Raw genomic sequence first — 14,577 nt, forward strand, 5'->3', positions numbered from 1 at the left:
CGAGGCGGCGTGGGGGGACGTCGGGAGGTCGTGCACCGTGCGGTCGGCCACGTGGCCGTCGCAGGGCTGGTGCTCGCCGCAGGGGCGCTCGTGGCCTGCACGCCCGCCCCGCAGGACGCACCTGCCTCGACCGAGGAGCCGTCCCCGCCCGGCGAGGACTCCTCGCCGCAGCCCGTCGACATGCCCGGCCACGCCGCCGGGCGGCAGGCCGCATGGGTGATCGAGCAGCTCGAGGCCGACAGCGGCAGCCCGGTCCCCGAGGCCGCCGAGCGTTTCGCGGACCTCTTCCTCGAGGAGATCCCGGCGGACCAGCTCCCTGCGGTGCTCGACCAGGTGCGGGCCCTAGGCCCCTGGGTGCCCACAGCCGTCACCGGGGACGCGAGCAGCCTCGAGGTGCTCCTCGAAGGACCCGCGAGCAGCCTCCTCATGCAGCTCGCGGTGGACGAGGACGAGCGCATCATCGGTCTCTTCTTCGGCGAGCCTCCCCCACCACGCGACCCGGCGACCTCCTGGGAGGGTCTCCTCGACGAGGTCGACGACCTGCCCGGCGAGACCTCGCTGCTCGTCGCGACCGTCGCGCACGACGGCACCTGCGTCGCACTCGACGGCCTTCCCGCGGGCAGCGCGGCCGGTGAGCAGCTGCCCGTCGGCTCGATCATCAAGCTCTACGTCCTGGGCGCCGTGGTCGATGCGGTGGGCCGTGGTGACCTGGCCTGGGACGAGCGGCTGACGCTCACCGACGACCTGCGCTCGCTGCCCTCGGGAGAGCTCCAGGACGCACCGACCGGCACCACGGTCACGGTCGAGGAGGCTGCCCGGGCGATGATCGCCATCAGCGACAACACCGCCACGGACCTCCTGGTGGACGCCGTCGGCCGCGAGCAGGTCGAGCAGGCGCTGACCGACCTGGGGCACGCCGACCCCGGTGCGAACATCCCGCTCGCCACCACGCGTGAGCTCTTCCAGCTGGGCTGGGGAGGTGGAGCGGCACTGCGCGAGGAGTGGCGCGACGCCGGCACCGACGCGCGCCGTGCCCTGCTGGACGGCCTCCCGGGCGGTGAGATCGACATCGACCTCGCCGAGATCGGCCAGGTCGCGGCCTGGACCCACGACGTGGACTGGTTCGCGACCGCCGACGACCTCTGCGCGGCGCACGTGGGCCTCGCCGAGCGGGCCGAGACCTCCCACGGCGCCGTCCTGCGCGAGATCCTCGCGGCCAACCCGGGCCTGGGTGAGGAGGCTCAGGAGTGGGCCTACGTGGCCTTCAAGGGCGGCAGCTCGGTGGGCACGATGGCCGGCGCCTGGTACGCCGAGCCCGACGGCGGTGCGGCGACCGTCGTGGTGCTGCAGACCGCGGCCGTGGACCCCCGGCAGGCCCTGCCGGGGGTCACGATGGTCGGGATCGCCGAGGACGCCCTGCGGCTGTCCCGCTGAGTCCGGACCGGTGCGCTCAGCCCAGCGTCTCGGGCAGCGTCGGCGTTCCGGCACCCAGGACGTGCTCGGCGAGGAAGCCGTTGACCACCTGGTACCAGACCTTCGCGTGCTGCGGGGTCAGGATCCAGTGGTTCTCGTCAGGGAAGTACAGGAAGCGGTGCGGCGTGCGGCCCTCGTCGTCGGCGGCCAGCTGCGAGGCGGCGAGCAGCTCGTACCAGAGCCGCAGGCCCTCGCCGATCGGCACCCGGTAGTCCTTGTCGCCGTGGACCACGAGCATCGGGGTGCGGATCTCGCCCACGTTGCGGTGCGGGGAGTAGCGCTCGGCCATCTCGGCGGTCATCTCGCGCGCCCAGTAGAAGGAGGCGTCGGTCGTGGGGCCGAACTGGTCCAGGGCCCACAGGCTCGCGTGCGTGACGACGGCCTGGAAGCGGTCGGTCTGACCCGCTACCCAGTTCGCCATGTAGCCACCGAACGAGCCACCCATCGCTGCCGTGCGGGTCTCGTCGATGTCCTCGCGTGCCACGGTCGCGTCGGTGATCGCCATCAGGTCGGTGTAGGGCTCGGCGCCCCAGCGACCCCAGCCGCGCTGCACGAAGTCCTGGCCGTAGCCGGTCGACAGGGCCGGGTCGGGCAGCAGGACGGCGTACCCCTGGGCGACCATCAGCCACGGGTTCCAGCGCCACGACCAGGTGTTCCACGAGCCCAGCGGGCCACCGTGGATCCACAGCAGCAGGGGAGCGGGGTCCTCGGGGCCCGAGCCGTCGGGCAGGGCGAGCCAGCCGCGGACCTCGGTCGCCTCGTCGCCCTCGCCCACCGTGGTGCGCACCTCGGTGAGCATGCCGGGCAGCGTGGGCGGCGGCGCCGGTGCGCGGAGCACCGTGACCGTCCCCCGCGGGCGGTTCTCGACGGCGGTGAGCTGGACCCGGACCGGGTGCGCCGGCGCGAGGTAGGAGCTGCGCAGGGCGTAGACGACGCTCGCGTCGGGTGCGACCTGGAGGTCGGAGTACGCCGAGTCGTCGTGGGTGAGCTGCTCGATGGTGTCGGTGGCCAGGTCGATCGCGAAGACCGGTGCGCGACCGTCCTGGTCGGCGGTCACCAGCAGGCCCGAGCCGTCCGGGAGCCACTGGGCGCCGGTGGCCCAGCGGTCCCAGCCGGCGACGAGCTGCCGCGGTGCGGCGGTACCGGTCTGGGTGCCCAGCGGCAGCAGGTGCAGGGTGCGGCGGGGCGCCTGGTCGGGGGTCGAGACGGACTCGCGGACGTAGACCACCGCGGTGCCGTCGGGGGAGATCGCGGGCGAGCCGAGGTCGGCGTCGGGGTCGTCGACCAGCACGGTCCGCTGCTGGGTGTCGATGTCGAGCAGCACCAGGGCCGTGCGGTACGCGCCCTTGGCCTGCGGGAGCCGCCAGGTCGAGACCACGAAGGACCCGTCGGGGCTGAAGTCGTACTCGGCCTCACGCAGCGCGTGGCCGGGCTCGGGGGCCAGGTCACGGACCTTGAGGTGCTCGATGCTGAGCCCGGCGACCTCGACCGACCGGGCCAGGTCGTCGCGCGCCTCGAAGTGCCAGCCCAGCAGGTGCGGTGAGTCGGGGCCCAGGTCGTGGTCCCAGTACCGCACGGGGTAGCCGTCGTGCAGGATCGCGTTGACCTTGGTGTCCTTGCGCAGCTTGCGCAGGGTCTCGTCGTGCGCGCCGTCCTTGGCGCTGGGCAGCATGTCCGTCGCGAAGACCACGGCGGGGGAGGAGTGCGCCGTCCGGACGCCGCGGACCCCTCCGGGGCAGGTCGCGACGATGCGCGCCTCGCCGCCACCGGCCGGGAGCACCCACAGGGCCGGCTGGTCGGAGCCCTTGTCGGCGTCGTCGGCAGCGTCGGCGTTGGGCCGCGAGGAGGTGAAGAGGAGGTCGCCGTCGGGGGTGAACGCCGCGCCCGACTCACCCTGCGCGCTGCGCGTCAGCCGGCGCGCGGGCCGGGCCCGGGTCGGGTAGACCTCCCAGAGCGCGGTGTGCACCTTGGTGGCGTCGTGGTTCAGCGTCGCGACCTGGGTGACCAGCCGGGAGCCGTCGGGGGACAGCACCAGGCCCGACATCCGTGGCAGGGCGACATACTCGTCGAGGTCGTGGAAGGCCGTCAGCAACGGTGGGAACGCGCCGTCGCCCACCGAGTCGGTGGTCTGGACGAGACGGAGTCCGGGACCTGGCTCGTTCGTGGACGGCATCGTGACCTCCTGGTCGTGCGTGCAGAGCTCTGGACCGGCGCAGCGCGGAGCGATGTGTCGGCGAATGGTGTATCGGCGCGCAGGACGGCGTCTTGATCTCCGGCGGCAGATCTCACCCGGGATCCTGCCACTGATCGGACCGGTTCCGGGCAGGACCCCGGCCTGTCCCGCGGGTCGCCGGGGGATGTCGGTGCGCTGGGCTACCGTCGCGGCCATGCGGATCCTGCACACGAGCGACTGGCACCTGGGTCGCACGCTGCACGGGGTCGACCTGCTCACCCACCAGGCCGCGTACCTCGACCACCTGGTCGAGGTGGTGCGCGCGGAGGCCGTCGACGCGGTCGTGGTCGCCGGGGACGTGTACGACCGCGCCGTCCCGCCGGTCGAGGCCGTGACGATGCTCGGCGAGGCCCTGACCAGGATCTCCGAGCACGCCCCGGTGGTCGTCACCCCGGGCAACCACGACTCGGCGATCCGGCTCGGCTTCGGGGCCTCGCTGATGCGGGACGGCGTGCACCTGCGGGCCAGGGTCGCCGACGTCGGCCGCCCGGTCGAGCTCGTGGACCCCACCGACGGTGCGCCGGTGCTGGTCTACGCGCTGCCCTACCTGGACCCCGACGCGGTACGTCGCGAGCTCGCCGACGGCGACGGCGCGCAGGACCGCGCCGCCGACGACGACCGCGGGGCGCTGCTGCCGGGCTCGTCGGTGCCCCTGCTGCCGCGCTCCCACGAGGCGGTGATGTCCGCGGCGATGCGCCGGGTGCGCCGCGACCTCGGGTCGCGTCAGGCCGCGTCCGGCACGCGCCTGCGCAGCGTCGTCATGGCTCATGCGTTCGTCGTGGGCGGCCAGGCCTCGGACTCCGAGCGTGACATCCGGGTCGGTGGGGTGGACTCGGTGCGCGCCGGGGTCTTCGAGGGTGTCGACTACGTCGCCCTGGGACACCTGCACGGCCGGCAGCGGCTGACCTTCCCCGCGCGGCCCGATGCGCAGATCCTTGGTCGCCCGACGCCGGAGCTGCACTACTCGGGTTCGCCGCTGGCCTACTCCTTCTCGGAGAAGAACCACCGCAAGGCCTCGCTGCTGGTCGCGCTCGGGCCGGACGGTGACGTGACGGTCGATGCCGTCGAGGCCCCTGTGCCGCGTCGGCTCGCCGAGGTCGAGGGCACCCTCGAGGACCTGCTGGGTCCCGCGGGTGAGCCGCACCTGGACCACTGGGTGCGGGTGGTCGTGACCGACCACGCCCGGCCGGCCGACCTCTACGCCCGGGTCAAGGACCGCTTCGCGCACGCCCTGACGGTCGAGCACCGGCCCGCCGACCGCGCCGAGCGACGGCACGCCGCGGTGGTGACCTCCGCGAGCGACCCCCGGCAGGTCGCCGCGGAATTCGTCGAGCACGTGACGGGTGCGGCGCCCACCCCCGAGGAGCTCGACGTGCTGCGTCGCGCCTACGAGCACGTGCTGGCCGGGGAGCGCAGCGCCTGATGCACCTGCACCGGTTGGTCCTGCAGGCCGTGGGGCCGTTCGCGGGTGAGCACACCATCGACTTCGCCGAGCTCGGCGCCTCAGGGATCTTCCTGCTCGAGGGGCCTACCGGTGCGGGGAAGTCGACGCTGATCGACGCGATCGTCTTCGCGCTCTACGGCAAGGTCGCCTCGAAGGACGCGAGCGAGGAGCGGTTGCGTTCGGGGCACGCCGCGGCCGAGGTCGAGACCTTCGTGGACCTCGTCGTCGAGGTCGGCTCGGGCGTGTACCGGGTGCGGCGCACCCCGGCCTACGAACGGCCCAAGCAGCGCGGCCAGGGCACCACCAAGCAGCAGGCAGGCGTCAGGCTCTGGCGGCTGACCAGCCCTGACCGGCCCGAGGACGGCGAGCTGATGAGCGCCCGCCTGGACGAGGCCGGGGCCGAGCTGCAACGCCTGGTCGGGCTCGACCGTGCGCAGTTCGTGCAGACGATCGTGCTTCCGCAGGGAGAGTTCGCAGGCTTCCTGCGGGCCAACCCCGAGGACCGCCGCGGGCTGCTCCAGAAGGTGTTCGGCACCGAGGTCTACGAGCAGATGCAGGAGCGTCTGGCCCGGCTGCGGGTCGACGCCGAGCGGGCGATCACGGCCGCTCGGGCCGCGGTGGCCGACGCCACGTCCCGGTTCGTCGGTGCTGCCGATCTCGACGAGGACCAGGCCCGCGAGGTGCGGGTCGAGGTCGAGCGGCTCGTGGGTGAGGGCACCGGTCTGCTGGACCGCGTGGCCGAGCACGTGCGTCGCACGCGTGCCGAGGCCCAGGAGGCGGCGAGCGCGGCGAACATCGCCGAGCAACGGTGTGCGGCGACCCGACAGGCGCTGGACGACGCGAAGGAGCTCGCCGCGGCCGTGAGTCGACGCGACACCCTGCGGGCCGAGCTCGGGCGGCTCAGCGGGTCGGCCGCCGAGCACGCGCAGAGCCTCGCCCGACGGGACGCCGCGCACCAGGCGGCCGTGGTGGCACCCCTGCTGCGCGCTGTCGAGAAGGCCCGGACCACCGTCGCTCGCGCGGAGGCGGCGCTCGACGAGGCCCGGACGCACGCCCCCGGCGACCTTCGTGCCCGGGTGGTCGAGAGGCCCGTCGGCGAGGCGAGGTCCACGCTGGTCGCCGAGCACGAGGAGTGCGCAGCCCTGGGGGCGACGCTGCTGCGCCTCGTCGAGCTCGAGCAGACGCTGGACCGACGCCGGCACGACCTCGCGGCCCTGCACGCCGCGGTCGAAGACCGCCTCGTCGAGCGTGACCGCCTCCACGCCGAGCTCACCGCCCGGCCCGGTGCCCGCGAGCTGCTCGCCGCCGAGGTCGCGCGGGCCGCCACCGTCGCGGCCGGCCTCGACGGCGCCGAGCACCGGGCGACGGCGGCTGAGCAGCAGCTCGCCGCGGCCGAGGAGGTCGCCGCGTTGACCGTCCGGCTCGAGCACGCCGAGGACCGTCTCGCGAGCGCCGCCGCCCGTGCCCGCGAGACCGTGGCCGCCGAGTCGGCCGTGCGGGCCGCCCGGATCGCAGGCATCGCCGGGGAGCTCGCCGCCGGCCTCGTCGACGGGCAACCCTGTGCGGTCTGCGGGGCGACGGAGCACCCACGGCCCGCGCAGCAGGGCCCGGACCATGTCGACGCCGACCGCGTCGAGGCGGCCGAGGTCGAACGGGTCGCTGCCGAGAAGGCGCTCGCGGAGGCCTCAGCGGGTGCGGCGACCCTGCGTGAGCGGCTGGACCACCGTCGTCGCGCGACCGGAGGGCTGGACCAGGAGGCCGCGAAGATCCTGCTGCTCGCCGCGCAGGACGACGTCCGGACGGCGGTCTCGGCGATCGACCGGCACACCCGGCTCGAGCAGGACCTGGTGGGTCACGACGCCGCCACCGTGGCCCTCGAGGCCCGGATCTCGACCCTGACCTCGACGATCGCGGGGGACCAGTCGCGGCTCACCGCGCATCGGGAGCACCTCGGGTCCGACGTGCAGGAGGTCGAGGCGGCCCGGCAGGAAGCCTCCTCGGTCCAGGCCCGACGCGCCGACGTGCTCGAGCGGGGACGCCTGACCCGGACGTGGCTCGACACCCTCGACGCCGCAGGTGCCGCGCGCACCCACCACGCCGAGCGCTCGGCCGAGCTCGTCTCCGGGCTGTCCGAGACCTCGTTCGCGACCATCGACGAAGCCCGCGCCGCGCAGCTCGACGGCCCGGCCCTCGGAGCGCTGGACCAGCGGATCCGCGAGTACCAGGACGCACTGGCCCAGGTGACCGCCGGGCTCGCCGAGGAGCGCATCGCCGCACTGCCCGCCCACGTCGACGTCGACGTCGATGCCGCTCGAGCCGCGCACCTGGCCGCTGACGCGCACGCCACCGCCTGCACCGGTGAGGCCGCCCGTCTGCGGCACCGGGCGTCGTCGTCGGGCACCGCCGGGCAGGAGGTCGAGCGAGCCGTCGCGGCCTGGGCGCGGGCGCAGCAGGAGGCCGGCCCCGTGGTCCGGATGGCCAACCTCGCCGCGGCGAACGGCGGGGACAACGCGCACCAGCTGACCCTGGCGACGTACGTGCTGGCTCGGCGCTTCGAGGACGTCGTCGCAGCGGCCAACGACCGGCTCGTGGTCATGTCGGGCGGTCGCTACGAGCTGGTCCGCAGCGAGGAGCGCGAGGCGGTGCTGGCGCGCAAGAGGGGCCTGGCGATGAAGGTCGTCGACCACGAGACCGAGTCCGAGCGGGACCCCCGCACGCTGTCCGGTGGCGAGACCTTCTACGTCTCGCTGTGCCTGGCCCTGGGCCTGGCCGACGTCGTCACCGCCGAGGCCGGGGGCATCGACCTCGGCACCCTGTTCGTCGACGAGGGTTTCGGCTCGCTGGACCCCGAGACCCTCGAGACCGTGCTCGGTGAACTCGGCCGGCTGCGTGACGGCGGACGCGTGGTCGGGGTCGTCTCGCACGTCGAGGCGCTCAAGCAGTCCATCGCCGAGCGCATCGAGGTCCGCCGCCTCGAGGACGGCTCGAGCACGTTGACCGTCCGGGCCTGAGCCTCTCCGGCGGAGGCCTCGCTACCAGGACCAGCCCCGCGAGGCGAGCTCGATCTCCTCACGGAACCGCTCGGGCTCGGTGCGTGGTGCGGTCGCCTCGAGCTCGACCCCCGCCAGTCGGCACGCCTCGTCGAGCAGGTCGTCGTAGGCGGCCTGGGTGGCCTGGATCCGCTTGCCGCGGGCCCACGCCCGCTGGTCGGCCTCGAGGGCCAGCAGCTGGGTCGCGAGGAACCCCAGCCGCACCTGCAACGACAACGCGGCGAAGGGGTCGGGCTCGGGGGGTGGTGAGGGGCGACGGGTCAGGTGGAGCCGTCGACGCACCGCGGCCGCTCTCGTCGCGAGGGCCCTGGTCCGACAGCTCAGCCGCGCGCGCCATCGCGGCGGGGGCCCGGGCTCGGGGAACAGGAGCATCGCCAGCAGTCCGAAGGCCACCGTCGGAAGAGCGATCCAGAACAGACCCATCATCTGCCTGCGCCGTCCCTCGCCGATGAGGTGATCCGACCAGCCTAGGCCTGCGGCACGCACCCCACCACCGTTCTGCCTCACGGATCCGCGGTGCCCCGGTGCGGGGCCACCGGGTGGCCGCGCGGGCCTGCGCGGGCCCCGGTGCGCGGGCCTGTCTAGGGTCGGGGCATGGGACGACGTGCAGTGGTGGGTGTGGTGGTCGTGGTGGGCGTGCTGGTCGGCGGTGCGGCGGTGGCCGACGGGGTGATCCGGGAGCGCACCGAGGAGCGCCTCGCGACCGACCTGCAGACCCAGATCCCCGGGCTGGACACCCCGCCCGAGGTGACGATCAGCGGGTTCCCGTTCCTGACCCAGGTGCTCGCCGGTGAGCTCCAGGACGTGCACGTCACCGCCCCCACCGCCACCGTCGAGGGCCTGCGGATGGAGCAGATCGACGTCCGGCTGCGCGGGGTCACCACCGGCGAGCCGTACTCCGCGCGAGACGCCGGCATGACGGCCTTCCTGCCGATCCGCGCCGTGCAGGACGCCCTGGGCATCCCGTTCGACCTCGCCGTCAGCGGTGAGTACCTGACGACCTCGGCCACCGTGCTCGGGCTGGCCGTGGACGTCGAGCTCGTGCCGCGGGCCGCCGGACGCGCGATCGAGATCGACGTCGAGACCTTCGGCCTGGGTGGTGTCCGGGTCGGTGCCCAGGACCTCCCCCGGGGGTTGGGTGACCAGCTCCAGGGGCTCAGCTTTCCCGTCGAGGGTCTTCCGCAGGGCATCGAGCTGACCGACCTGCGCGTGCGCGGCGACGGTGTCGAGCTGACCGCCGAGGGGACAGACGTCGTGCTGGACGAGACCGCGCTGCCCTGAGCTCGATCGCAGGCCCGGTCGTGGGACCTCTGGCGTGGTCTGCCGGGCGGCGTGGCGCTATGTTCCAGGGCGAGGCCCCGCGCATCCACGGGACCGGTAGGCGGCGCCGCGCACCACCCCCGCGCCCGTTGCCGACGTCACCACCTGATCCGGTGCGCCGCGAACGACGCGCCCTGCGCGCCCGGCGCCCCAGCACCCGTGAACGAGCAGGATCGAGACCGTCGTGCCGAAGACTCACGCCCACGCCCAGCGTCCCCGAGAGCAGTGGTCCGGACAGCTCGGCTTCGTGCTGGCCGCGATCGGCTCGGCCGTCGGTCTGGGCAACATCTGGCGCTTCCCCGGGGTGGCGTACGAGAACGGCGGCGGCGCCTTCCTCATCCCGTACCTCGTGGCGCTGCTCACCGCGGGCATCCCGATCCTGTGGCTCGACTACTCCCTGGGTCACCGGTTCCGCGGGGCGGCCCCCACGGTCTTCCGGCGCCTGACACGGGGCAAGGGGGAGATCCTGGGTTGGTTCCAGGTCACGATCTCCTGCGCGATCATCCTGTACTACACGGTGATCATCGCCTGGTCGGCGAGCTACGTCTGGTTCTCGGTGGACCGTCGCTGGGGTGAGGACCCGGCCGGGTTCCTCATCGGCGAGTACCTGCAGGCCGGCGACCCGGGCATCAGCACCACGATCGTGCCCTCGGTGCTCATCCCCCTGGTGGGCATCTGGGTCGTGGCCATCGCGATCCTGGCCCTGGGGGTCCAGAAGGGCGTCGAGCGCGCCAACCTGATCTTCATCCCGCTGCTCGTGATCATGTTCCTGGGGCTGGTCATCCGCGCGGTGACCCTGCCCGGCGCCCTGGACGGGCTCAACGCCTTCTTCACCCCCGAGTGGGCGGCACTGACCGACCCCGGGGTGTGGATCTCGGCCTACAGCCAGATCTTCTTCTCGCTGTCCATCGCCTTCGGCATCATGATCACCTACTCCTCGTACCTCAAGCGCCGGGCCAACCTGGCCACCACGGGCCTGGTCGTCGGGTTCGCGAACTCCTCCTTCGAGCTGCTGGCCGGCATCGGGGTGTTCAGCGCGCTCGGGTTCATGGCCATGCAGAGCGGCGTGCCGGTGGCCGAGCTGCCGAACATCGCCGGGGTCACCCTCGCGTTCATCGCCTTCCCGCAGATCATCTCGATGATGCCTGGCGGGCAGCTCTTCGGTGTGCTCTTCTTCGGTTCGCTGACCCTGGCGGGCATGACGTCGCTGCTGTCGATCCTGCAGGTGGTCTCGGCCGCCTTCCAGGAGAAGTTCGGCATCACCCCGCGCCAGGCCGCCCTGCGCATCGGGGGTGTCGCGGCCCTCGTCTCGATCGCCCTGTTCTCCACCACGACGGCCCTGCCGCTGCTCGACACCGTCGACAAGTACGTCAACGAGGTCGGCGTGGCGGGATCGGCCGTGGTGATGGCCGTCGTCGTGACCTGGGTGGTGCGCAGGCTCCCTGAGCTCCAGGGGCACCTGAACAACCGGCCGGGGGTGCGGGTCGGCGGCTGGTGGCGGGTGCTGGTCGGCGTCGTCGTCCCGGTGGTGCTCGGGTACATCCTGATCTCGGGCATCCGCACCCTGATCGTCGAGGGCTACGACGAGTACCCGCGCTGGTTCACGAACACCTTCGGCTGGGGGACCATCGCGGCCCTGGTCGTGCTGGCCGGTCTGATGACGGTGCTGCGCTGGCGCCGCAGCCCGGACGACTACCAGCCTGAGGAGCTGCCCGGGCTGCACGGCGACACGAGGGAGGTCGGACGATGACGACGACGGCACTGGTCTTCATGCTGCTCGCGATGGTGCTGGTGTGGGGCGGGCTGGTGGTCAGCATCCTGCGGCTGCGACGCGACGGGAACGACGCCGGCTGGGACGAGCACGGTGACCCGGTCGACGGTCATCCGGGGGTCGGGCGGGAGTAGCGTCGGCGACCATGACCACCCCGCACATCGCCGCGCAGCCCGGTGACCTCGCCCCCGACGTCCTCATGCCCGGTGACCCGCTCCGGGCCCGCCGCATCGCCGAGGAGGTGCTCGACGACGCGCGCCTGGTCACCGAGGTGCGTGGCATCCTCGGTTACACCGGCACCCACCAGGGCCGCCCGGTGTCGGTGCTGGCCAGCGGCATGGGCATGCCGTCGATGGCGATCTACGCGACCGAGCTCTACCGGTTCTTCGGGGTGCGGCGGATCATCCGCATCGGGACGGCGGGCGGCATGGCCGACCGCGTGCGGGTCGGGGACGTCGTGATCGCGAGCGCCGCGCACACCGACTCGGCGATGACCGCGAACCGCATCCCGGGCATCCACTACAGCCACGCACCCGGCTTCGCGCTGACGATGGCGGCCGCCTCGGCGGCGGGGTTCCGGCCCGGTGTGACGCCCGACGGCGTCCACGTGGGCGCGGTGCTCTCGAGCGACGTCTTCTACGCCGAGCGACCCGAGGCCACGGCGCTGCTGGTGCAGCGGGGGACGCTCGCGGTCGAGATGGAGGCGGCCGCCCTGTACGCCGTCGCGGACGCCGAGGGCGGCCAGGCGCTGACCATCTGCACCGTCTCGGACCTGATCTCCGGCGGCGAGTCGCTCTCGGCCGACGAGCGCGAACGCCTGTTCGCGAGGTCGGTCCAGCTGGGGCTGGCGGCCTTCGCCGCCTGAGCTCACTCCTGGGGTGCGGGTCGTGCCTCGTGCCCGGGCTTCCCGTGGGTGCGGTTCTGCTCCTTGAGCCGGGCCTCGTAGACGTGGCGACGACCGTCCATGAGTTGCTCGCGCACGGTGCGCTCCCAGTCGCGGAACGGCTGCCAGTACGAGTCGTCGTAGTCCTCGACGATCTGGAAGGTCCACCGCTTGGCGATGACGTTGCGGCCGAAGAGCTCGGTGCGCATCGCCCCGGCGAGGTCCCCGTGCCCGGCCTCCTCGAGCGCGTCGAGGGCCTCGACGAGGTCGTTGTCCGCGCGCCCGGTCATCCGGTGGAACCCGTAGAGCATCCCGCGCGCCTGCTCGACCACCTCGAGGGCCGCGGTGAGCTTCCCGACGGCGACCACCGTGGCGTCGTCGACCCCCGCGGGCACCTGGTGCGCGGGGTCTGGTCCCTGCGGGGTCGAACCGGCCGGGGAGGGCACCTCGGAGTGGCGTGGGGGCGTCATCTCGTGATCCAACGACGCCGGGGGGTGAACTGCAACCGCAGCGGGTCACGTCGGTCCTCACTCTGCCGATGGGCTGGAGGACGGCGCCGACGGGCACCGCGACGGCAGCGGAGGTGGGCCATGACGCAGACGACGACCATCGCGACGGACCGGTCGGTCACCGACGTGCACCGTCCTCGGTCCGAGGCGCACCGTCCCCGGCCGGACGCCACCGTCCTGTCGATCCACGGCACCGACTCCCGGGGGTTCCCGGTGACCTGGCACGTGACGTCGTTGGCGGACGACGGCGTGGCGGGCACCTACCTGATCGAGCGTGCCGCGGGCGACATCCGTTCACCCGCGGTCTGGATGCAGGCGCAGCGGCACGCGATGACCGTCGGTGAGCCCGAGGTCCTCGAGCTGGTGCGTCAGGTGATGTTCGGCGAAGGCCCGGGCCACTGACCCTTCGCGGCGACGCCGGGGAGCGTCGGGCGCCGGTGCGAGACTGGTCGGATGGCATCCTCCGACCCGGTTGCCCGGATCCCCTTCGCCCCGGCACCGCGTGACTTCCCCGGCCATCCGATGCCCCCGTCGGTGCCTGCGGGCATGCGCCTCGAGCTCAGCCGCGCCCCGCTCGTCGAGGGCAGGGGTGCGGAGTTCGACGAGTGGATGGCGATGCTCAACTCGCGGCCCGAGGAGCTTCAAGCGGGGCTCCCGGCGGAGAGGGTCGTGTTCGAGGCGACCTTCTTGCACGTCGAGGCCGATGGTTCACGCTGGATGTACCACCTCACGCTGCGGGGCGAGGAGTCGGGCGGGCTCGACGAGTCCATCCCGATCGACGCCGACCACGCCGCCTGCTCCCGGCGCGTCAAGATGCCGGGCTGGGAGGAGCTCGCACCGCGGTTCATGCTCGCGCCGGATCATCTGCTCGAGGCCATGCGGTCGTGGGCGGTCACGGGTGAGCGATGAGGTCGGGACCCTCGCGCCACGACTGCGGGCGCGGTGGCCTGGTCAGGTGAGGGCGTCGACGACGACGCGGGCGGCCTCGGCGAGCAGCGCGTCGTCGGCCAGGGCATCCGGCTGCTCCCGGTTCGAGAGGATCGCGATGACCAGCGGGTCGCCGTCGGGAGGCCAGACGACGGCGATGACGTTGCGGGTCCCGTAGCCACCACCGCCGGTGCGGTCACCGACCTGCCAGTCCTCGGGGACGGCAGCGCGCACCAGCGTGTCCCCGGTCGTGTTCCCGACCAGCCACGCGGTCAGCTGCTCGCGCTCGGCCGGTCCGAGCGCGTCCTGGAGGACCACCGCACGCAGCGACCTGGCGAGTGCTCGTGGCGTGCTGGTGTCCCGCTCGTCGCCCGGGGTGGCCTCGTTGAGCATCGGCTCGTAACGGTCGACCCGGGTGACCTCGTCGCCCATCTCGCGCAGGGTGGCCGTCAGCCCCGCGGGCCCGTCGACGGCGTCGATCAGGAGGTTCGCCGCGGTGTTGTCGCTGAAGCGCACGGCAGCGTCGCCCAGCTCGCGCAGGGTCATGCCGGTCGACACCCGCTCTGCCGTGACGGGCGAGTGGGGTACCAGGTCGGCCTCGCTGAAGCTCACGACCTCGTCGATGCCGTCCACCCCGAAGCGGTCCAGGACGGCCGCGGCGGCGAACGCCTTGAAGGTCGACGCGTGGGCGAAGTGCTCGTCGGCGCGGAAGGCGACCTCCTGCTCGGTGCCGGTGTGCACGGCGAGCACGCCCAGCCGTGCGTCGTAGGTCGCCTCGAGGGCGGTGAGCGCGGCGCGGGTCTCGGCGTCCAGGTCGGGGTCGGGGGTGGGTCGCGGGGTCGTGCTCGGGCCAGGACTGCTCGTGGTCGGGTCCACCGGCGGCGGGTCCGCGGCGGGCGCGTCGGTCCGGGCGGGGGAGCAGGCGACCAGCACGAGCAGCGCAGGGACCACCAGCCTGGTCAGGACC

General features: G+C 73.3%; 13 protein-coding genes. 9 read left to right on the plus strand and 4 right to left on the minus strand.

The window, feature by feature from the left end; translation table 11 throughout:
- Positions 1 to 9: 9 nt before the first annotated feature.
- Complete coding sequence (locus tag M1R94_RS08000; protein WP_249381141.1) at positions 10 to 1,434, plus strand: serine hydrolase; 1,425 nt, start codon at positions 10 to 12, stop codon at positions 1,432 to 1,434.
- A gap of 16 nt (positions 1,435 to 1,450) precedes the next feature.
- On the opposite strand, the gene M1R94_RS08005 is transcribed toward M1R94_RS08000, so the two are convergent.
- Positions 1,451 to 3,646 (minus strand): alpha/beta fold hydrolase, encoded by a 2,196-nt coding sequence (locus tag M1R94_RS08005; RefSeq protein ID WP_374109447.1) that lies wholly within the window; start codon positions 3,644 to 3,646, stop codon positions 1,451 to 1,453.
- Between the two features lie 214 nt (positions 3,647 to 3,860).
- On the opposite strand from M1R94_RS08005, the gene M1R94_RS08010 reads away from it, so the two are divergent.
- Positions 3,861 to 5,129: an exonuclease SbcCD subunit D gene (locus M1R94_RS08010; protein WP_249381142.1), complete on the plus strand. Its 1,269-nt coding sequence runs from the start codon at positions 3,861 to 3,863 to the stop codon at positions 5,127 to 5,129.
- Positions 5,129 to 8,161: an AAA family ATPase gene (locus tag M1R94_RS08015; RefSeq protein WP_249381143.1), complete on the plus strand. Its 3,033-nt coding sequence runs from the start codon at positions 5,129 to 5,131 to the stop codon at positions 8,159 to 8,161. The genes M1R94_RS08010 and M1R94_RS08015 overlap by 1 nt, the downstream gene beginning before the upstream one ends.
- 21 nt (positions 8,162 to 8,182) lie before the next feature.
- On the opposite strand, the gene M1R94_RS08020 is transcribed toward M1R94_RS08015, so the two are convergent.
- Positions 8,183 to 8,707 (minus strand): hypothetical protein, encoded by a 525-nt coding sequence (locus tag M1R94_RS08020; protein ID WP_249381144.1) that lies wholly within the window; start codon positions 8,705 to 8,707, stop codon positions 8,183 to 8,185.
- Positions 8,708 to 8,794: 87 nt separating this feature from the next.
- On the opposite strand from M1R94_RS08020, the gene M1R94_RS08025 reads away from it, so the two are divergent.
- The 4 genes from M1R94_RS08025 (at position 8,795) to M1R94_RS08040 (ending at position 12,156) form a co-directional block, all read left to right on the plus strand.
- Complete coding sequence (locus M1R94_RS08025; RefSeq protein WP_249381145.1) at positions 8,795 to 9,481, plus strand: LmeA family phospholipid-binding protein; 687 nt, start codon at positions 8,795 to 8,797, stop codon at positions 9,479 to 9,481.
- 223 nt (positions 9,482 to 9,704) lie between these two features.
- A complete protein-coding gene (locus M1R94_RS08030) occupies positions 9,705 to 11,270 on the plus strand; it encodes a sodium-dependent transporter (RefSeq protein ID WP_249381146.1) in 1,566 nt (521 codons plus the stop codon).
- Positions 11,267 to 11,425, plus strand: coding sequence for a methionine/alanine import family NSS transporter small subunit (locus M1R94_RS08035; RefSeq protein ID WP_249381147.1), 159 nt, complete (start codon positions 11,267 to 11,269; stop codon positions 11,423 to 11,425). The genes M1R94_RS08030 and M1R94_RS08035 overlap by 4 nt, the downstream gene beginning before the upstream one ends.
- An 11-nt stretch (positions 11,426 to 11,436) precedes the next feature.
- Entirely contained in the window at positions 11,437 to 12,156 is a 720-nt protein-coding gene (locus tag M1R94_RS08040) for a purine-nucleoside phosphorylase (protein WP_249381148.1), read from the plus strand.
- A gap of 2 nt (positions 12,157 to 12,158) precedes the next feature.
- Here M1R94_RS08040 and M1R94_RS08045 read toward each other — a convergent pair whose 3' ends face one another.
- Positions 12,159 to 12,644 (minus strand): hypothetical protein, encoded by a 486-nt coding sequence (locus M1R94_RS08045; RefSeq protein WP_249381149.1) that lies wholly within the window; start codon positions 12,642 to 12,644, stop codon positions 12,159 to 12,161.
- Between the two features lie 120 nt (positions 12,645 to 12,764).
- Here M1R94_RS08045 and M1R94_RS08050 point away from each other — a divergent pair, with 120 nt between their 5' ends.
- Together M1R94_RS08050 and M1R94_RS08055 are read left to right on the plus strand one after the other, a co-directional pair.
- Entirely contained in the window at positions 12,765 to 13,085 is a 321-nt protein-coding gene (locus M1R94_RS08050; RefSeq protein WP_249381150.1) for a hypothetical protein, read from the plus strand.
- Between the two features lie 51 nt (positions 13,086 to 13,136).
- Entirely contained in the window at positions 13,137 to 13,592 is a 456-nt protein-coding gene (locus M1R94_RS08055; RefSeq protein WP_249381151.1) for a DUF6176 family protein, read from the plus strand.
- A 42-nt stretch (positions 13,593 to 13,634) separates the two neighbouring features.
- Here M1R94_RS08055 and bla read toward each other — a convergent pair whose 3' ends face one another.
- Positions 13,635 to 14,573: a class A beta-lactamase gene (bla, locus tag M1R94_RS08060; RefSeq protein WP_374109448.1), complete on the minus strand. Its 939-nt coding sequence runs from the start codon at positions 14,571 to 14,573 to the stop codon at positions 13,635 to 13,637.
- Between the last annotated feature and the right edge of the window lie 4 nt (positions 14,574 to 14,577).

Source organism: Actinotalea alkalitolerans (assembly GCF_023369855.1).
Lineage (GTDB): Bacteria > Actinomycetota > Actinomycetes > Actinomycetales > Cellulomonadaceae > Actinotalea.